This window comes from Ensifer meliloti (assembly GCF_030064585.1).
In the GTDB taxonomy this organism is placed as follows: Bacteria; Pseudomonadota; Alphaproteobacteria; order Rhizobiales; family Rhizobiaceae; genus Sinorhizobium; species Sinorhizobium meliloti.
On sequence record NZ_CP120365.1, the window covers coordinates 1,022,993 to 1,040,567 of the forward strand.

Sequence of the window (17,575 nt, forward strand, 5' to 3'; positions counted from 1 at the left end):
CAAGGGGCCGAATGATGGCTACGCCGCTGTTCTACCGCAGTTTTCAGGAAACAGGAATCGCTCATTCGCGGTTCTGCGCAGCGCGCCTCTTTGACAGCGGTCAGATACGTTGATATCAACTTAATCGCCGAGTGCACCATATCGAACCGGAGGAGTGAGACATGACCATGCAGACGACGCCGATCGCCGCTAAGGAGCTGGCAGCGCGAAACCGCGCCCGCTTTCCCAACGAAAGTGCCGACTACCGCCGGGCGCGTAATGCGCTTCTCGCCGAGGAGATCGAATTGAGGCGCCACATCGAGCGGGTTTCGGAGCTGCGCAGGCGACTGCCGCCGGGCGGCGAAGTGACCAAGACCTATCGTTTCGAGAGTGAGAACGGACCCGTTACACTTGCCGATCTCTTCGGCGACAAGAATACCCTCATCATCTACAGCTATATGTTCGGACCGCAGCGCGAAAGGCCCTGCCCCATGTGCACCTCCCTGATGGCCGGCTGGGAAGGCAAGGTGCCCGATATCGAACAGCGCGTGGCACTCGCCATGGTCGCCCGTTCGCCGGTGGAGAGACTGCTCGCTGCAAAGAAGGCCCGCGGCTGGACGCAATTGAAGGTCTATTCCGATAGCGACGGCGCCTTCACCCGAGACTATGTCAGTGCCGAGGATGAGGACGTTCCGGGCTACACGGTCTTCACGCGGAGAGACGGAACGATCCGGCATTTCTGGAGTGCGGAGATCAGCGGCGAGATGGCCGATCCGGGCCAGGACCCGCGCGGCGCACCCGATCCCGACCCGTTATGGACCCTGCTCGACACCACGCCCGAAGGCCGGGGTGCCGACTGGTACCCGAAGCTCGAATATAGCAGCGGCGGATGATCCGGCCGTCTTAGGGACCGTCGCTGCCCGTCCATAGAGGACCGCGCAGGTGACGGTCGCGCGCGCCCGCGAATCGATGCATTTCTGCTGCTCAGCTGGAAAAACGCGCACTTTCCGACGCGCGGCCTGACAACCACCATCTTTGGGCCTAAGTTTCGAATCAGGTTAAGGTTGCTTATGTTCTAAAACATTTATCCGGCATTGAGCCGCATCTTCTCTTGGAGCCATCGATGACGCCAGCCGAAAGGCCATGCAACGAGACGATCCGGCGAGCGCTCGCCCGGATTCTCGACAGCAATGGCTTTCAGCGCTCCGAGCGGCTGCGCGCGTTTCTCGCCTATGTGGTGGAAAAGGAGATGCTCGGTGAAGGCGCCCAGTTGAAGGGCTACTCGATCGCCATCGATGTTTTCGGACGCAGTCAGACCTTCGATGCGGACAGCGATCCGCTTGTCCGCGTCCATGCCGGCAAGCTGCGCAAGCTGCTCAAGGCCTTTTACGAAACGGACGGCGCCGACGAAGAATGGCAGATCGTCATGCCAAAGGGGACCTATGTGCCGGAGTATCGCCGGCAGTCGTCCAGTGTGCCTGTGGCTTCAGGTCACGATACCGCGGGCGCCCGCAGCCGGCAGTCCGGGCGCAGGCCGCCCTGGCAGCCCGCCCCCTTCTCCTCTCCCTGGGCCGTGCTCACGGTGCTGCCGCTTCTCCTTTTTGCTCCTCTGCCGGAATCGGAAATGTCGCTCGACATCGATGCCGAGGCCAAGCTCGTCAATGGTCCGATGGCCGCGGTCCGGGGGCTTCCCTCCGTCAGCATCAGCGTTACCGGCCCGCAGCACAAGAGCACCGGGCGATTTGCCGCCCAGTTGCGCGAGGCGGCGCTTCGACATGGAACGCTTGCGAAGGCAAGCGCGTCCGACGGCGGCCGTGAGCCGGCTTCCGGCAATCAGGCGCTAGCATTCTCCATCGCGCTCGCCTGGCATGACGCGCCTGCGCCGGGAATCCGGGTCACGCTTTCCCACGACGGCGAAGGCATTCCCCTGCGCCAGGACTTCATCACCGCGGACAGGCTCGATAGCGAGGGCGACATCCTCTTCGAAAGCACCTCGCTTGCGGCGCAGCTTTTCGCTCTGGACGGCGAAATCTATGCTCATGCCGCACTGGAGGGCCTGCAAAGCACGCTGATGCAATGCATGTCGGCGACCGCGCGGTACCGCAAGCTGCTGACGCGCGACAGCTTCCAGGAGGCGTGGAACTGCCAGCAGAAGCTGAAGCCGCTCAAGGGCGACGAGCCCTTCTTCATCCTCTCGGTCAGCAGTCCGCACAAGATCAACGGTCACTGAGCTCTTCACAGGTGGTTCTTCACCCGGCGAGCCGCCCCCAAACGGAAAATGACCAGCTCACAATCACGGCCGACATCATATGTTGCCATTGGTGATCGGTGATCAACTGGCCCGAGAGTTGTTTTCACTCATAGGCAGCGGTAGTATTTACCGGCAGTCCGCACGTCTTTTCAGATGGACCGCGCGTTTTGCCGAGAGGCAGCTTCCAATGGAACAGAAGAACCCTCTTCTTACGAGGGAGATATTCGGAAGTCCTTTTCCATTCGACGCCACTTAATGGCGCCTCCTACGATCTGTATTTCATACGGGCGGAATGCTTGGAGGAAGAAATGAAGAATTGCACGATCACTCTCGCTCTCGCAGCCTGCCTCGCCTTATCCGGCTGCCAAACCGCCTCGATGACCGGGGGGCGGACCGGTGAGTTCGGCTGTATCGCGGGCACCGTCGGTGGCGCGGTCGTCGGTGGACTGGCAGGCGCGACCATCGGCTCGGGAACCGGGCAGCTCTGGGCCGTGGGCGGCGGTGCCGTACTCGGCAGCGCAGCGGGCAGCGCCCTGACCTGCACCTGACCCAAAGGAGCAGGGTGATGAAAAGACCAGTCCTCGTGGTGGCGTTCGCGCTTTCTCAGGTGATTGCAGCGGCGGCGCAGGATCAGCCGATGGCCATGAACCAGGGCCAGATGAATCGGCTGGACCGTGACGGGAACGGCGCCGTCGACCGGCCGGAATACCAAGCCTTCATGACCTCGGCCTTCGGGAACCTGGACAGGAACAAGGACGGAAGTCTGCGCTCGGAAGAAGTGGCGCAGGTTCTGAACGCGCAGCAGTTTGCCGCGACAGACGCCAATCGCGACGGGAAGCTCAGCCAAACCGAGTTCCTGAACAGGGTCATGGCCGACTTCAAATCGGCCGACAGAAGCGGCGACGGCAGCCTGCAATAGGCAGCACCGGCGCCGCTCGGCCAACGATGTTCAGTCGCGATGCCGTTGCGGAGCAAGCGCCATCGTCTGCGCATAGGCCATGGGCGACCGGCTGCCGGGCATGTTCTCGTCGAGCACCAGGGTCTTCACGTCGTCGGAGCGGACGTCCAGCGCAATGACGCGCTCGAGCTTGTCGATCTGCCATACGGCGTAGCCGAGTTCGGGAACATATCCGCAGTCGCATCCGCAATCCCCGCCGAGGATCTTTCGCGGCTCTTCCGGCAAATACATGATCTGCGGCTTCGGCAACTTGTAGCAATGCCCCTCATAGGCATAGCCGTATATCACGCCGATGCTCTTGATATATCGTTCGCCGCCCTTTTCGAAATTCTTCGCCGGTATGTTGACGCTGACCGGAAGCTGACTGAACTTCAGCTCATCATCGAATATGGCGAGGACGATCTGCTGCTTTAAGATACCGGCAAGAACGTCGTTGTCGACCGTTCCGATCGCCGCCTCCTTCACTATTCTCACGAGCGTATTCAGGTCTTCGTCCCGAAGCGAAGTTTCGCGTAGCGACGATTTGATTCTTTGCAGGATCTGCTCGTCCGTGATCTTGAATATCTCCTCTCGGGTTGCCGGTCGCCCGTAGAGGCGTACTTCGCTCGGATTATACGTATCGTAGACTGGTCCGGACAGGCCGTCCGGCTCTCTGCCCACTCCGGGATGGCTGCTGCAATTGCTCATCTTCCTCTCCTTTTCTGTCCCCTATCTCGAGCTGATGATTTCACGCCATGCGAAATTCGCCTCCAGAACTCCGGCGGCCGTTCCATCGGCAGCCGCAACGATAGCGGCCGCGGCCTGATCCAGCCGCAAGTTGTCCGGATTGACCGACCGCAGCGAAGCTGCAAGGGCCTGCCCCACCGCGTCGCGGGCCGACCGTAGCGCAAGTCCGAAGATCATCGGCTTGATCCGGAAAGCCTCTGCCGTCGTCTCACGGAACCGGTCGAAATCATCCTGCTCCAGATGCCGGAGGTCGATATCGAGCAGCCGGATGTCGGCGCAGTCGCGTGCCACGAGCTCGCGGTGATAGAGTTCCACGACCGAATCGAAGATCGCCCCCACGAATGGCAGTGCGCGGTCATGCACTTCGCGCGTAACCTCCGACATGCGGCGGAAATTCGTGGCGAGACGGATCTGGGTTTCCGGACTCGTCTCGGCGAAGCGGTTGAGCTCGTTGTAGAGCAGGAGGTTCCCTTTCGTCCGCCGGAGCAGCCTGTCGATCGCGGAATCGAAGTGCAGGAACGAGATCAGCGACACCAGATCTGAAAAGGCCTCGGAAAAGGAGAAGAAGTCGTCTCCGCGCGACACAGCCGTCGGGATACCGGTTTCCGAAAGAAAGATGAGATGTCCGGTTTCGTGAGCGATGGTGTCGAAATTGAGCGCGTAGGGCCGCCTTATTCCGTCGATGTCGGAACAGCCAAGCTCCAGGAAGCCGTAGCCTGCCTGGGCGTTGTCCCAGTTCACGAAGGCAACGATCTCGAGCCGCGGAAAGGTCTGGTCGAAGAACCAGCGGACCGGTCTGCCGAGATAACTCTGCCAGATGTTGAGAACGAAATGCACGCACGCATAGGCATGAACCGGAAGGAATGCCCGGGAGTCGGGAGACAGGTTGTCGAAATGCAGATCCGGACCCGGTCCCACCGGTGCACGGGCGGCGCCGTGGAACGGCGGCAGCCGGTCGAAGCCGTAGGGTTCCTTGTCATCGAGCGGATCGACGACGTACATCGTCGCGTCGCTCGGTCCTTCGCCGATCTCGTCCCTCGGTATCGGCAGCCAGACGCGGTCCGGTTTTTCATAGCCCGGGATAAAGGGGGGCTGAGGGAAAATCCAGAACCGCGTGCCCAGGCGTGAATCGCCGGACCCGAGGGCTTCGTCTCGAAGCAGACGCATCGCACACTGCCCCCCGGAATAAAAATGCCTAAATTATGGTTTCAATTTATAGGTGTTCACCAAATTCGAGTCAATGCCGCCAGCCTCCAGGTCGCGGAGGAAGGTGTTCGTCGCGATCCAGTCGCCATCTTGCTGCGTGCCGCTATGCTGCGCCAGAAGGGTTGGTGCTTGCTGGAGCGCCAGGATCGCGTCGTGCCTCTTCTGTCCGATCATCTGCTGCCGCAGTTCCCTGCTTCTCTCTTGAGCCCAGCCCGCGGCCTGCAAGACCGCAGAAAGCGAGCGCTCCCGGAAGTTCATGTTTCTCGCGATAGCTGTAAGACGGTCGCGTTCCGAAGGGCTGACAGCACCGAGGCGCGACCACGCGGAAAAGCTTCGCTGCAGGTCGACAAGGGCATCCGTCAAAGGCAGAAAGCCGAGTTCCGGCGGTCCCGAATGTACCGCGACCGCATCGTCGGGCACAGGGCTGGAAAGAGGACCACGCCCGAAGCGTCGATACCACCTGTAGATGAGACCAACGCCGATCATGCCGAAAGCGTCAAGCTCCGCGGCCCTGAGTGCGCCCATGCTGCCGGCGCCGATGAAGACGATCCCTTGCGCCATCGCCCAGAGAATTTCCTTGTGCCGGACAGCCGGTCTGTCCTCGAACTGCCCGTCGATCAGAATCATGGCCCGAGGGCGAAAGGCATGTGCCGCAAGCAGGACATCCCCCTGCGCGGCCGGCTGCAGATAAATCGCGTCGAGGACTTTCTCCGCCTCGGAAAGACGAAGAGTCGGACCGAGAAACACCAGGATCGGATTGTCGCCTCGGCCGGCCATCACATACTCATCGCAGAACGAAAAAGGGAGAGGCTCCGGGAAGAACGGTTCGCACGCAATGGACGCCCGCCTCCTCGTCGGCGCCCACGGGAATGGCCAGCACAGGTCCAAGACCGGCTTCGACCACCCGGTCTAGCAATGTACCGGGGTCCGGAATCGTCGCGGACGTCGCCTCTCCGCGCTTCGGCGCCGCATCGGCGAGGACGAGCTCGCGGGCCCTCGCCACCGCGGCATCGGTGCTCCTGCGGTAATGTTCCCTCGTCTGGTCGTCACGGGCGCCGGAGATCGCCCCTGCCCTGGCCGAAAGCGCTTCCAGCATTGCGCTTGCCGCCGCCATTTCGATGCTTGGCCCGGCGGCATAGCCTTCCGTCGGCAACGCAAGGATCGGTTCCCCGAGCCCGGCCTCGACCATCTGACACCAGACGACGGGAACAGCCGCCGGCGACGGAGCGAGCCACAGTGCAAACGATATTCCGCGAGCGCCCGCGAGCGATCGGATATGATCCACCCCGTCGCCGAGTCCGCAGGGCGCAATGCGCCACCGGTCGAAGAAGCCGTGCGTCCCGAATGCGCGTGCGATCGCGTCCCGTTCAAGGCATTCCCATAATCCGTGCAGGAAAGCACCATGGGGGCTCGTATGGCAGGCAAGCCCGGTGGTCGTCCGCAGAAAGACGCCGTCATGGGCCGGCTGCGGTTCGCTGTAGCGCGTATGCACAAGCTCCAGCGGCACCGGGTGCGCCGAGCCGCCGACGACATCGATACCTTCGATCCAGGCAATTGTCCTTTGCCGCCATTTCCCGCGCCATTCGGGAACCACGAGGTTTTCGAAAAGGCCGTCGGTGACTTCGAGTTGGTCGGCCGTCGCCAGAAAGGTCCGCTCCGTCGGAATGGCCTCGGCGAAGTAACGCTCGAGCGATTCCATCAGCGCGCCGACTGCCGCCTCGGCCCTCGACAGACCCCGTCCGAGAGATGTGACCTCTGAAAGCGCGGCGGGTCGCACGGCCTGCATCACCGGCAGGCCGAGCCGATCGAGGCCCGTCAGGTCGCCCAGCCGTGTAATGCGGGCGCGGCGGCAGAGTGGCGCCAGGGCGGCGAGACAGCGCTCCAGGCTCCCCTCGACCGGGCGATCCGAAAAGGGCGCCTTCCGCGCGGAAACGATCGAGGCATGGAGATCAGCGAGGGCCGCGCGTGCGCCGTCGTTCGATTTCGCACCGTTTCGTTCAGCGCCCGATAACAATGCCGAGCTCCCGCATCGAATGCCTCGCTCTCCTGGCGAGCGCCGTCGCCCCCTGGCTTTCCGCGATTTCAACGGCGCACCGCAGATCTGCAGCGACGGCATCCTTCCGCTCGCCTGCCCGCGCCCGCAGAATTGCGCGGCACCGGTGCAACTCCGCCAGCCAATAGGCGTGGCCGGTTTCCTCCCCCCTGCCGATCGCTTCGTTGACGACCTCGATCGCCGGTTCGATCTTGCCGGCAAGGCCCAGCAAGGTAGCGTGCATGCAGAGATAGATCGGCAGATCCGCCACCGCCCCAAGTTCGCGCAGAAGCGACAGACCGTTCTGAAATCTCGCATGGCCACTCGCAAGGCTCGTGCGGTGCGCCTCGGCCCACCCGCTGAAAAGAAGCGACAGGCCGGACAGGGACTGCATCTTGTGCCTCTTGGCGAAATCCGCCATTCGCGCCGAGACCTCAGCGAGCCTTTCGAAATCGTCCCGGTAAAAAGCAGACACCGCTTCGGTATCCAGGGAGTGTGCCTTGCTGTGCGCATGCGCTATCCGGTCCGTGAAAGCGATCATTCTCGATAGCGCTGCGTCCGAGGCCTTCGTGCGCCCCGTGAGCCATAGGGAGAGTGCGAGTTGGCCGAGGCCACAGACCTTCGCATCATGCCCGCCGAACTCCGTTCGGCTGTCTTTGGCGCGCTTCTCGTCATAGAGCGCCAGGCCGGCCTTGATCGCATCCTGCGTTTCCCTGTGGCGGCCGAGATTGAAATCGATCGCCCAGATGCAATGATTGACCTGAAGCTGGATTTCCGGCTCGTTGGCCTTCGACAGCATCGACCGCACCTCCAGGGCACGGTCGTGCATCACCCGAAAATCGGACCCGGTGAACCACCACCCCCAATAGATCGGAAACCACTTCGACTGTTCCGACAAGGGACGACGGCGGGCAATTTCCACGCCCTCCTCGTATAACCGCCGGGCCGGCGGCGAGTTAAGTCCTACCAGACCGGCCACGACCGGACCGAGGGCCGTAAACGCCGAAAGCTTCAGAGGTTCGGCAGTGTCGATCTCGCTCATTTGGCCGCAGAGATCCAGGGCATGCTCCAGAAATTGCCTCGCCTCTATCATTGCGGACCGGCTCGAACTCTCCTTTCCCGCGGCGATGAACAAGGGGACAGCGTCTTCGACAAGCCCCGCCCTTTCCGCATGCTCGGCAAGCGCACCGGTATCGATCCAGGGCGCCATGCCACGATTTTGGTTGACCGCTGTGAAGAGCCGCCGATGCAGCACCTGCCGCTGCTTGCGCAGCACGGCGTTGTAGATCGTCTCCTGGATCAGCGTATGCCGGAAGCCATAGGCGGTCCGCCCCGGCACCCTTATCCGCGTCAGGAATCCCGTCTCGCAGAGAGTATCGGCTGCGTTCGCAAGCGCGCTCTTGCCGAAATCCGGCAAAAGAGCCCGGAGCAGCGGCAGCGTCACCTGCGTGCCCGCGACTGCCGCCGCGCGCGCGACCTCCCTGGCCGTACCCAACTGCTGCAGGCGGGATTCCAATATCGACTCGAACGCCGACACATGCGACGGGTTGGCGCTCTCCGACAGGCGCATCGTGTCGGGCTCGACATTTTGCGACACCCATTGACAGATCTCCTCGATGAAGAGCGGAACGCCGCCGGATATCCGTTCGGTCGCGTCGAAGAGATCGGGAAGCAACGCCAGGCGGTGCTCCGGCCATTTTGCCTTTATCGCCAGCCTGGTTTCATCCGAATCGAGCGGCCGCAACGCAAGCCGCGTCGGATTGGCGGCGTCGAGCCATTCCGAAGCATAGGAAGGGCGCGACGTGGTAACGAGCAAGACGGGAAATTTTGCAATGATCCTCGCAGCTTCGCCAAGCAGGTCACCGGATGTCGGATCGATCCAGTGGACGTCCTCGACAGCCACCACCGCCGGCCCGCGTCGGCACACGGCTTCCAATGCACGGAGCAGGGCTCGATGAGCCTTCTCGCGGATCGCCTTCGGATCTTCGTTCGACTGCAGACGGCTACCCTGCGCCCCAAGCAGGTAGGAGAAGACGTCGACGACCTCCGCATCCCTGATGCCGTTGCGTTCGAACAGCGCCGCCACGGCGGCGGCCGTCGGACCCATCTGCCCTGCGCTCCCCGGCACCGCCTCCGGGAGATTGTTCAAGAGAGGATGAAGGGTCGAGCGGAAACCGCCGGGCAGGCATTGGAAGAAGAGAAGCTTGGAACGCTTCGCGCGCGTCCGTCTGCGAATTTCCCTGAGAAGACGCGATTTGCCGATGCCGGCGTCCCCTTGGATCAGGACCACGGAGCCTTGTCCCGCAAGAACGCCATCCCAAAGCTTCCCGATGGTATTCAGTTCGTTCTCACGGTTGATCAGCGGCCCGCCCATCCGTCCGAAGGCATAGAAGCGGTCCACCCCCACTTTATGGCCGAGCGCGCGCCACACTTTCTCAGGCGCTGCAAAGCCCTTGAGCTCCTTGCTGCCCTGAAACACGAAGGCATAGGATCTGCCTGCAAGATGGCGTGTCTCCTCGGAGACCAGAACGCTGTTCGGCGCCGTGATGGCCTGCAGCCGGGCAGCCATGGCAAGGGCCGCGCCTGTGACCGGTTCGCGAGTCCAGCCTTCGCGGGATCCTTCGAGAACGAGGGCAACGGACGTGGCGATGCCCACGCGGACCTGCAGATCGTCCTGCCCTGCCTCGCGGCCGACGCGCTTGCACGCCTCGACGATCCCGAGCCCCGCGCGGATTGCGAGCGAGGCGGCGTCCTTCGCCTCGAGTTCGATCGGGAAGAGCGCAACACCGCCGTCGCCGGCCTCGTGCTGCATCACACCGGAATGCGATGCGATGGCTTGCTTCGAGGCAAGCTGAAAGGCGGACATCAGCTCCTGGTAATCCTCGATATCCATCACGTGCATCAGATCGGTCGACCCGACCAGATCATAGCAAAGCGCCGTGACGATACGCCGCTCGCCGCCACGCACGGAAGAACCACCCGGGCGCTTCCCGCGCTCGGCCGCTCGCCGTGGTGTGTTTGTCCGGCTCTCGCGCAGCATGCACCACTCCCGCATTCGCCAGCCAGGTCCGCTCAGACGCGCGCCGCTGCTTAAGGGCGACCTGTCTGTCTCGCATTTTCCGACGTGATCCCGACCTGACGTGCGAAAAATATCACCCCTGACTGCACGCGGTGTCGGGACCGACTCGGGGAAGGCTGATGGCCCGTTAGATCAATGTCAATCGGCGGGCAGTTGCAAAACGCGCAACCGGGCAACCTTTCCCCTTCGATGAGCGTTAGGACGCGCCTTCTTGTGTTGCAAAGACAATGCCGTAATCGCAGGCGGCACTGGATTGCCGCACGGTTTGCGCGCAACCTTGAAAAGAAAGACGGCGCGCAGGCACCCGGCGCCTGGAGGATGATTTTCGTCAGATCTGCATCAGGAGACGATCGATGGCACGCACTCCCGCGAAATACTGCGATCTCGTCATGAAGGGCGGCATCACCAGCGGTATCGTCTACCCGAACGCCGCTCTGGCGCTTGCGCGGGACTACCGGTTCAAGAATATCGGCGGCACGTCGGCCGGAGCGATCGCAGCTGCGGCTTGTGCGGCGGCTGCAGTCGGAGACCGGCGGAAGCAGACGAAGGCGGCGATCGCTGAACCGGAGGAGCGCGTCGGTTTCGAAGGCCTTGCGAAGGCATCGGCGAATCTCGCCTCGCCCGGGTTCATCAAGGACCTCCTCCAGCCTGCGGCCGGCGCAGGCCAGGCATTCCGCTTGCTCGTCACACTCGCCGGCAACACCGGCGTTCTTCGCAAAGGCGTTGCGCTTCTTGGAAGCGTCGTTCGCATCGCACCCGTCGAAACGCTGCTGCTGCTCGCGGCACTCGCGGGTCTTGCTTATGCTGTCGGGGGGCAAACAGGCATGATAGCCGCAGCTTTGCCGGCTGCGATCTGCGCCTATCTGGGAGGGGCGGTGTTCGCGGTACTGCGCATCGCTCGTGTCCTGCGCCGCAATCTGATGGGCCTCTGTACCGGCACGGCACCGGATCAGCCCGCCCGCCGGCCAAGGATGGTCTTGACCGATTGGCTTCACGAAACCCTGCAGGCACTGTCCGGCAAGGCTTCGGGCCAGCCCCTCACCTTCGGCGATCTTTGGACGGCGGAGCGCTACCCCGGCGAACCGGGCTCCGACCGCGCCGTTACCCTGAAGATGATCACAACTGGCATATCGCACCAGGAGCCGCGCAGCCTGCCGTTCGAAAGCGCGCTTTTCTGGTTCCGGCGCAAGGAATTCGAAGCGCTTTTTCCGAAGGTCGTCGTCGACTGGATGGTAGAGAAGGCCGGGGAGCCGGTCACCGTGGCGGGTGAGGATTACTATCTGCTCCCGCATGGCGCCGACATGCCGGTCCTCGTCGCAACACGGATGAGCCTCAGCTTCCCCTTCCTGATCAGCGCGGTGCCGCTGCATGAGCCGGCCCGCCGCGAAAGCCTGCCGGGATCCGACGGAGAAAACGAAGCCGAAGATACGACTTCGGACGAGGACGAACAGAAGACCGTATTGGACAGCACGGAAGCGTTGACCACCGGCGGCAAGAAGCGCAGGGCGAGGCCCGCCGCGTTCCGGATCTGCTGGTTCTCCGACGGCGGCATCAGCAGCAACTTCCCGATCCACCTCTTTGACCGAGCGCTGCCGCGATGGCCCACCTTCGCCATCAATCTCGTTTATCCGGAGACCTCCGATACCGGCTCGCGGCCGGAGGTCTTTCTGCCGGAGAACAACCGGCAGGGATGGCAGCGGCACTATCAGCCGATTGCGCGCAAGTCGGCAGTCCACGAACTCTGCGCCTTCGTCTTCGCGATTGTCGCGACCATGCAGAATTGGCGCGATCTCCTCCAGTCACGCGCGCCCGGGCATCGCGAACGCATCGTCCACGTCTCGTTGAGTCCGCAGGAAGGCGGCCTGAACCTCGCCATGTCGAAGGAGGTCCTCGCGGCCGTCTCGAAAAAAGGCACGGCCGCCGGCGAGGCATTCGCCCGGTTCTCCTTCGAGAACCATTACTGGATCCGGTGGCGCAATCTCGCCTCGGCGCTCCAGCGCTACACCATCGACATTGCCGCGAGCGACGCCTACCGGCCGAAGATCCCCGATTACGAGCCCGCCTATGCGCTCGCCCACGACGCCACGTCGAAGCCGCCCTCTTACCGCTTCGCAAGCAAGGCGGAGCGCGAAGAGGCGGCGCGGCTTCTCGAAAAGCTGATCGGTGAGGGAGAGAAATGGAGCGGTGAAGGCCCCGACCTGACGAAGACCGCCCCGCGGCCGCTGCCGCAATTGCAGATAGCACCGACTTATTGAAAGAGTGAACGACTAAGGGCAAACCACTGGGGCATGAAGGAAGGCCGAAGCTTCACCGCACGATCGTCAACCGCTCCGCGGCGCGTGTGATCGCCGTGTAGAGCCAGCGTTCGCGCGTATCGCGGAAAGCCCAGCTCTCGTCGAAAAGCACGACGTTGTTCCATTGCGAGCCCTGGGCTTTGTGCACGGTCAGCGCGTAGCCGTAATCGAACTCGTCGTAACGCTTGCGCGTGGACCAGGGGATTTCGCCCTCGACGTCCTCGACAGCCGCCTTCAGGAGCTTGATCTTGGCGGCGCCGCGATCCATGTCGTCGTCTTCCGGGCGGATCATCAGGTTGATCCCTGGCTTGACCGTCTCCTTGGACGAGCTCATCACCTGCCAGAGCGAGCCGTTGAGCAGGCCTTTGGCCGGATCGTTGCGAAGGCATACGAGCTTGTCGCCGGACTGCGGATACTCGCTGGTAAAGCCTTTCAGTTCGCGAAGCCGCTGGTTGTAGCGCCGCCGCGTCCTGTTGGTCCCGACCAGCACCTGGTCGGCTTCCAGCACCAGAGGCTGTGTCACCTGCCCCTTGGAGATGACCTGGGCGGTGCCGTAGTCGCCGTGCATGATCTCCTTGCCCTCGCGCACCTGCATGGCGAGCTGGATGATAGGGTTGTCCCTCGCCTGGCGATGGATATCCGTCAGGAGAAAATCCGGTTCGTGATTGGTGAAGTAGCCGCCGCCGGAAACCGGCGGCAATTGTCCGGGATCGCCGAGAACGAGGATCGGCGTGCCGAAGCTCATCAGATCCTTGCCGAGCGCCTCGTCCACCATCGAGCATTCGTCGACGATGATCAGCGCCGCTTTCGCGACCGGGCTCTGGCGGTTGATCGCGAACATCGGCGCGATCGACGTCTTGCCGGTCTCCTCGTCCTCCACTTCCTCCTCGCCGCGCGGGCGGTAGATCAGCGAGTGGATGGTCTTGGCGTTCGTGGCTCCTTTGGAGCGCAGCACCTGCGCGGCCTTGCCGGTGAAGGCGGCGAACACCACCTCGCCATCCACATTTTCTGCGAAATGGCGGGCGAGCGTGGTCTTGCCGGTGCCGGCATAGCCGAACAGCCGGAAGAGCTGAGAACGGCCTCCCTTCAACCATTGCGAAACGGCCTTCAGGGCCTCATCCTGTTGCGGAGCGAACTGCATGACCTTGAGTGTCAGGATTCGGCCGCCCGGCGCAAGTGCGGATTTGGCCGGCCAGCCGACGAAGCTCGTGAGGCGCGCTGCTAGGCGGCGGCCACACGTGCGCAATCACCGACTTTGCGCCCAACTTCCGGCAAAACGGGCTGTGGCACAGTTTTTTGCACTGCACCTTGAATTGGGGCGGCCGATCCTGCTACCAACGGTGCGCTGCATACAGTGTGCAGGAAGCCGCGCCGCCCGCCGGAGAATGACCTTGAAGCCGGAACAGCCCTCAACCCCGATGCTGCCCAAGAACGGCGGACTGGGACGTCTGTCCGCCGTTTGGCAGTGGTGCCTGCTGGCCCTGCTCTCCGCCATCTTCGCCGGCGTCCTCGAAATGATCGGAATTCCCGCGGGCCTGCTGATGGGGCCGATGATCGCCGGTGCGCTCGTCGGCATGAATGGCGGAACGATCCGGCTGCCGCGACAGCTCTTTTTTTGCGTTCAGGTCGTGCTGGCGATGATGATCGCCGCTTCGATGAGCCCCGATCTTCTCGTGACCTTTTCCGGCAATTGGCTCCTCTTTCTTGCCATCATTCTGTCGGTGATCGGCGTCAGCACGCTCTGCGGCTGGACGATCACCCGGATGGGCATCCTGCCGGGCACGACCGCGATCTGGGGCTCGTCGGCAGGCGCTGCCTCGACGATGCTGCTGATGGCCGATGCCTATGGCGCGGACGCCCGGCTCGTCGCCTTCATGCAATATCTGCGCGTCGTCTTCGTTGCCAGCACTGCGACCATCGTGTCCCATCTCTGGGTGAGCGGCGTCGAAGCCGAAACGGCAACTCACTGGTTTGCCCCGATTGCCGGTCTGCCATTCTTCATGACGCTCGCCGTCGGAATCGCGAGCGGCATCCTTGGCAAGATATTGCGTGTACCGGCCGGCGCCTTCCTCGTGCCCTTTGCAATCGGTTCGGCCCTCAACATTACCGGAACGCTTACGATCGAACTGCCGCAATGGCTGCTGGCGCTCTCTTTCGCGATGCTCGGCTGGAATATCGGCCTCGGCTTCACGCGGGCAATTCTGGCGCACGCTCGCCGCGCCCTGATGCCGACGATCGTCTCCATCGTCGTGCTGATATCCTTTTCCGGTCTTCTTGCGCTGTTGCTCATCAAGGTCGCGGGCATCGATCCGCTGACCGCCTATCTCGCGACCAGCCCCGGCGGACTCGATTCGATCGCGGTCATCGCCGCCTCCAGCAATGTCGATCTTCCTTTCGTGATGGCCTTGCAGACGGCCCGTCTGCTCATAATCACGCTGATCGGCCCCGCCCTCGCCCGCTTCGTCGCCGACCGGGCGTGAATGAATTCAAGCGGCGGCTCTTACGTCGAACTCGAAATGGATATTTTCGTAGGGAAATTCGACCCCCTTGTCGGAACGCTCGATAACGCCGGAATTGATGAGAGTGGTTACGTCGCGATGAACGGCCTGCACATCGCGGCCAACACGACGCGCGAGTTCCCTGATCGACAATGCGCCCTGTCCGGCCAATGTCTTGACGAGAGCGAGACGGGACGGGGCGAGGATGCGGTGCATATCCTCATAACTCGCGAAATTGAGAGTGGAATTGGCCTCGGGGTCTTTTCCCTCCGAGGCGAGCTTGGCGGCAACTGCGATCCTGTTGCGGATATCGTCCATGCCGCCCAACCGAACAATGAGTGTATTCATAGGGCCATCCTTTCAATATCCTGCTGGAAAGCGATCAGGAGGTCATCCAGCGATGAAAGGTAATTGGCTCCTCGTGCTCTCCGACGTGGCGATGGTCGCCTTTGCCTCGCTCATTGTCGTAACGGAGAACACATTCGCCTTTCACCACGAGGGCGAGCCGATACTTGTACAGGTGAGCGCTGCCCGGAACCGGCGCGGGAACCTGCCAAATGACGATTTCAAAGAACGCCTCTTCGCTTAACAACGGAATTTTGTGTTGTCAACGGAAACAACACTCCTTTGTCGAAAGGGACCAGCCGCGCGGAAAACCCGGCCAGCGCCATCGATCTACCTGCGTCACCGCGTCCGCGTGGTCCGAAGGCGGCAAGCTCCTGCTTGTCCGTATCGTCACTCGCGCCGGGAATAAATCCATAGCCCTCCGTGTCTTATCCTCGAACCCGCCCGTGCGAGGTTCTGCGTTGAAGACATCTTGAGGAGGAAACCCATGAGAACGCTTGCGTTGACCATCGCCATTTCCCTTGGCACGGCCGCCGCCGCCTTCGCCGCTCCGCCGGTGAAAACGGTCGAATCAGAAAAAGGCCCTGTGCTCGCCGCCGAGAACGGAATGACGCTCTACACCTACAAGGACGACCAGAAAGGCGTCTCCGCCTGCTATGATGCCTGCGCCAAGAATTGGCCGCCCTTCATGGTGGAAGGCGATGCAGCGGCCGAGGGTGCCTATTCGATCGTTGAGCGAAAGGACGGCACCAAGCAATGGGCGAAGGACGGAATGCCGCTTTATTTCTGGGTAAAGGACGAGAAGATGGGTGACGTTACCGGCGACGGCGTGAAGGGCGAATGGGATGTCGCACGGCCCTGACGGTCCGGAAACAGGGGCGCGGGCCGATCCCGCCGCCCCTGATGCTTTCGAGGAAGAGGTCCTGGAATTGATGCCGGCGCTCAGGCGCTATTCGCGCAGCCTCGCCCACTCCGATCCCGACGGCGAAGATCTGTTGCAGGACTGCGTCGAGAAAGTGCTCGCAAGACGTGAACAATGGCGGGGCGTGAACTTGCGCGCCTGGGCCTTCACCATCATGACCAATCTTTTCCGCAACGGCCACCGCCGCCGCGCCCAGCATCCCGAAGTGGAGTTCGACGAGGCGCTCGGCCTTCGTGCGGAGGAGGACAATGCGGATCCCCTGGAGCGGCAACGCCTGATGCGCGGGCTCGAGCGGCTCTCGGCCGACAACCGAGCCGTCTTGATGCTCGTCGTCATAGAGGGTTATCGCTACCAGGACGTGGCCGACATGATGGAAATCCCGATCGGGACGGTGATGTCCCGCCTCTCCCGGGCCCGCCGCCAGCTTGCCGAAGCGATGAAGGACGATAACGTGATCGCCCTGCGGAGACCGAAATGACCGACGAATTCGAAACCGTCTCCGAAGACGAACTGCACGCCTATGTGGATGGCCAATTGAGCCCACCGGAGCGCGAACGCATCGCATCCTGGTTGGAAAGGCACCCGGCAAGGGGCGAAGAGGTGCGCCAGTGGCAGGCCCAGGCGGCGGCACTGAAACAGAATTTCGCCTCCTATGCCCGCAGCGGCGAGAACGATCGCGCGTTGGTAACGGCCCGCCGTTCGGGAGGAAGCACCGGTCTCGCATCACCCGCGCCCACGCTGCGGCGCCTCGCCGCCGGATTTCTGATCTTCGCGGCAGGCGCGCTCGCCGGCGCCTACGCACGCGATCTCATCGTCCCGCAATCGCAATTGGCCGCCGCGGCCTCCGAGGCTCTCCCCCGGCAGGCGCAGTCGGCTTTCCTGATCTATGCCAGCGAAGTGCGCCACCCCGTGGAGGTCGGCGCCGGCGAGCGGGATCATCTCGCCACATGGCTCGGCAAGCGTCTCGACTACGCGCTGAAAATCCCCGATCTTTCGTCGCTCGGCTTCTCGCTCGTCGGAGGACGGCTCATCCCGGTCAATGGCAAGGCAGGCGCGATGCTGATGTATGAAGACGGGACCGGCGGGCGGCTGACGGTGCTTCTCGGCCGCAACACCGAGAACCGCGAAACGAGCTTCCGGATCGCCAGCCAGGGAAATGTCGAGACGTTCTACTGGATCGACGGTGAAATCGGCTATGCCGTCACCGGCGAAGTACCGCGCGAGCTGCTGCAGAAGGTTGCGGACGAATGTTATCGCCAGTTCGAGGGATCAGAGAGCTCTTGAT

16 protein-coding genes and 1 pseudogene are annotated in these 17,575 nt (G+C 62.7%); 9 read left to right on the forward strand and 8 right to left on the reverse strand.

The genetic code is table 11. From position 1 onward, the window contains the following. Positions 1 to 161: 161 nt before the first annotated feature. The 4 genes from PZL22_RS12085 to PZL22_RS12100 all read left to right on the forward strand — a co-directional run bounded on the left by PZL22_RS12085 (position 162) and on the right by PZL22_RS12100 (position 3,149). A complete protein-coding gene (locus tag PZL22_RS12085; protein ID WP_003533815.1) occupies positions 162 to 872 on the forward strand; it encodes a DUF899 family protein in 711 nt (236 codons plus the stop codon). A 230-nt stretch (positions 873 to 1,102) separates the two neighbouring features. Continuing rightward, a complete protein-coding gene (locus tag PZL22_RS12090; protein ID WP_127517011.1) occupies positions 1,103 to 2,209 on the forward strand; it encodes a hypothetical protein in 1,107 nt (368 codons plus the stop codon). Positions 2,210 to 2,538: 329 nt separating this feature from the next. Beyond that, positions 2,539 to 2,778 (forward strand): glycine zipper 2TM domain-containing protein, encoded by a 240-nt coding sequence (locus PZL22_RS12095; RefSeq protein WP_003533819.1) that lies wholly within the window; start codon positions 2,539 to 2,541, stop codon positions 2,776 to 2,778. A 17-nt stretch (positions 2,779 to 2,795) separates the two neighbouring features. Then, positions 2,796 to 3,149, forward strand: a complete 354-nt coding sequence (locus tag PZL22_RS12100; RefSeq protein ID WP_003533820.1) for an EF-hand domain-containing protein — start codon at positions 2,796 to 2,798, stop codon at positions 3,147 to 3,149. 30 nt (positions 3,150 to 3,179) lie between these two features. Here PZL22_RS12100 and PZL22_RS12105 read toward each other — a convergent pair whose 3' ends face one another. Genes PZL22_RS12105 through PZL22_RS12125 form a run of 5 tightly spaced genes read right to left on the reverse strand, consistent with a single transcriptional unit; the run spans position 3,180 to position 10,192 of the window. Next, entirely contained in the window at positions 3,180 to 3,875 is a 696-nt protein-coding gene (locus PZL22_RS12105) for a hypothetical protein (protein ID WP_003533822.1), read from the reverse strand. Between the two features lie 21 nt (positions 3,876 to 3,896). Beyond that, on the reverse strand, positions 3,897 to 5,081 hold the full coding sequence (locus PZL22_RS12110; protein ID WP_003533823.1) for a gluzincin family metallopeptidase: 1,185 nt from the start codon (positions 5,079 to 5,081) through the stop codon (positions 3,897 to 3,899). A gap of 33 nt (positions 5,082 to 5,114) precedes the next feature. Continuing rightward, positions 5,115 to 5,897 (reverse strand): TfuA-like protein, encoded by a 783-nt coding sequence (locus PZL22_RS12115; RefSeq protein WP_003533825.1) that lies wholly within the window; start codon positions 5,895 to 5,897, stop codon positions 5,115 to 5,117. 7 nt (positions 5,898 to 5,904) lie between these two features. Beyond that, positions 5,905 to 7,134, reverse strand: coding sequence for a YcaO-like family protein (locus tag PZL22_RS12120; protein WP_003533828.1), 1,230 nt, complete (start codon positions 7,132 to 7,134; stop codon positions 5,905 to 5,907). Then, positions 7,118 to 10,192 carry an ATP-binding protein gene (locus tag PZL22_RS12125; RefSeq protein ID WP_033049078.1) on the reverse strand — a complete coding sequence of 1,025 codons (3,075 nt, stop codon included), beginning with the start codon at positions 10,190 to 10,192 and terminating at the stop codon, positions 7,118 to 7,120. Before PZL22_RS12125 ends, PZL22_RS12120 begins: the two co-directional genes overlap by 17 nt. A gap of 392 nt (positions 10,193 to 10,584) precedes the next feature. Here PZL22_RS12125 and suhR point away from each other — a divergent pair, with 392 nt between their 5' ends. Beyond that, a complete protein-coding gene (suhR, locus tag PZL22_RS12130; RefSeq protein ID WP_003533832.1) occupies positions 10,585 to 12,486 on the forward strand; it encodes an RpoH suppressor SuhR in 1,902 nt (633 codons plus the stop codon). 52 nt (positions 12,487 to 12,538) lie between these two features. On the opposite strand, the gene PZL22_RS12135 is transcribed toward suhR, so the two are convergent. Continuing rightward, positions 12,539 to 13,666 (reverse strand): ATP-dependent DNA helicase, encoded by a 1,128-nt coding sequence (locus tag PZL22_RS12135; protein ID WP_003533834.1) that lies wholly within the window; start codon positions 13,664 to 13,666, stop codon positions 12,539 to 12,541. 250 nt (positions 13,667 to 13,916) lie between these two features. Here PZL22_RS12135 and PZL22_RS12140 point away from each other — a divergent pair, with 250 nt between their 5' ends. After that, positions 13,917 to 15,005, forward strand: a complete 1,089-nt coding sequence (locus PZL22_RS12140; protein ID WP_028010094.1) for an AbrB family protein — start codon at positions 13,917 to 13,919, stop codon at positions 15,003 to 15,005. Positions 15,006 to 15,011: 6 nt separating this feature from the next. Here the strand turns inward: PZL22_RS12140 and PZL22_RS12145 are convergent, their stop codons facing one another. Together PZL22_RS12145 and PZL22_RS12150 are read right to left on the reverse strand one after the other, a co-directional pair. Next, positions 15,012 to 15,371 carry an HVO_A0114 family putative DNA-binding protein gene (locus PZL22_RS12145; protein ID WP_003533838.1) on the reverse strand — a complete coding sequence of 120 codons (360 nt, stop codon included), beginning with the start codon at positions 15,369 to 15,371 and terminating at the stop codon, positions 15,012 to 15,014. After that, a pseudogene (locus PZL22_RS12150) lies at positions 15,368 to 15,621 on the reverse strand (toxin-antitoxin system TumE family protein). Before PZL22_RS12150 ends, PZL22_RS12145 begins: the two are co-directional and overlap by 4 nt. Before the next feature lie 234 nt (positions 15,622 to 15,855). Between PZL22_RS12150 and PZL22_RS12155 the strand changes: the two are divergent. The 3 genes from PZL22_RS12155 to PZL22_RS12165 are packed head-to-tail and all read left to right on the forward strand — an operon-like array spanning position 15,856 to position 17,574. Beyond that, positions 15,856 to 16,230: a COG4315 family predicted lipoprotein gene (locus PZL22_RS12155; protein ID WP_003533842.1), complete on the forward strand. Its 375-nt coding sequence runs from the start codon at positions 15,856 to 15,858 to the stop codon at positions 16,228 to 16,230. After that, positions 16,214 to 16,768 (forward strand): RNA polymerase sigma factor, encoded by a 555-nt coding sequence (locus PZL22_RS12160; RefSeq protein WP_003533844.1) that lies wholly within the window; start codon positions 16,214 to 16,216, stop codon positions 16,766 to 16,768. Before PZL22_RS12155 ends, PZL22_RS12160 begins: the two co-directional genes overlap by 17 nt. Next, entirely contained in the window at positions 16,765 to 17,574 is an 810-nt protein-coding gene (locus PZL22_RS12165) for an anti-sigma factor family protein (protein WP_003533846.1), read from the forward strand. The genes PZL22_RS12160 and PZL22_RS12165 overlap by 4 nt, the downstream gene beginning before the upstream one ends. The last annotated feature ends 1 nt before the right edge of the window (position 17,575 follow it).

Coding starts and splice junctions, on each gene's coding strand:
- PZL22_RS12110 (WP_003533823.1), bottom strand. CDS start 5,081: ATGCGTCTGCTTCGAGACGAAGCCCTCGGGTCCGGCGATTCACGCCTG.
- PZL22_RS12085 (WP_003533815.1), top strand. CDS start 162: ATGACCATGCAGACGACGCCGATCGCCGCTAAGGAGCTGGCAGCGCGA.
- suhR (WP_003533832.1), top strand. CDS start 10,585: ATGGCACGCACTCCCGCGAAATACTGCGATCTCGTCATGAAGGGCGGC.
- PZL22_RS12145 (WP_003533838.1), bottom strand. CDS start 15,371: ATGAATACACTCATTGTTCGGTTGGGCGGCATGGACGATATCCGCAAC.
- PZL22_RS12105 (WP_003533822.1), bottom strand. CDS start 3,875: ATGAGCAATTGCAGCAGCCATCCCGGAGTGGGCAGAGAGCCGGACGGC.
- PZL22_RS12115 (WP_003533825.1), bottom strand. CDS start 5,897: ATGGCCGGCCGAGGCGACAATCCGATCCTGGTGTTTCTCGGTCCGACT.
- PZL22_RS12155 (WP_003533842.1), top strand. CDS start 15,856: ATGAGAACGCTTGCGTTGACCATCGCCATTTCCCTTGGCACGGCCGCC.
- PZL22_RS12160 (WP_003533844.1), top strand. CDS start 16,214: ATGTCGCACGGCCCTGACGGTCCGGAAACAGGGGCGCGGGCCGATCCC.
- PZL22_RS12135 (WP_003533834.1), bottom strand. CDS start 13,666: ATGCAGTTCGCTCCGCAACAGGATGAGGCCCTGAAGGCCGTTTCGCAA.
- PZL22_RS12100 (WP_003533820.1), top strand. CDS start 2,796: ATGAAAAGACCAGTCCTCGTGGTGGCGTTCGCGCTTTCTCAGGTGATT.
- PZL22_RS12165 (WP_003533846.1), top strand. CDS start 16,765: ATGACCGACGAATTCGAAACCGTCTCCGAAGACGAACTGCACGCCTAT.
- PZL22_RS12090 (WP_127517011.1), top strand. CDS start 1,103: ATGACGCCAGCCGAAAGGCCATGCAACGAGACGATCCGGCGAGCGCTC.
- PZL22_RS12095 (WP_003533819.1), top strand. CDS start 2,539: ATGAAGAATTGCACGATCACTCTCGCTCTCGCAGCCTGCCTCGCCTTA.
- PZL22_RS12125 (WP_033049078.1), bottom strand. CDS start 10,192: ATGCTGCGCGAGAGCCGGACAAACACACCACGGCGAGCGGCCGAGCGC.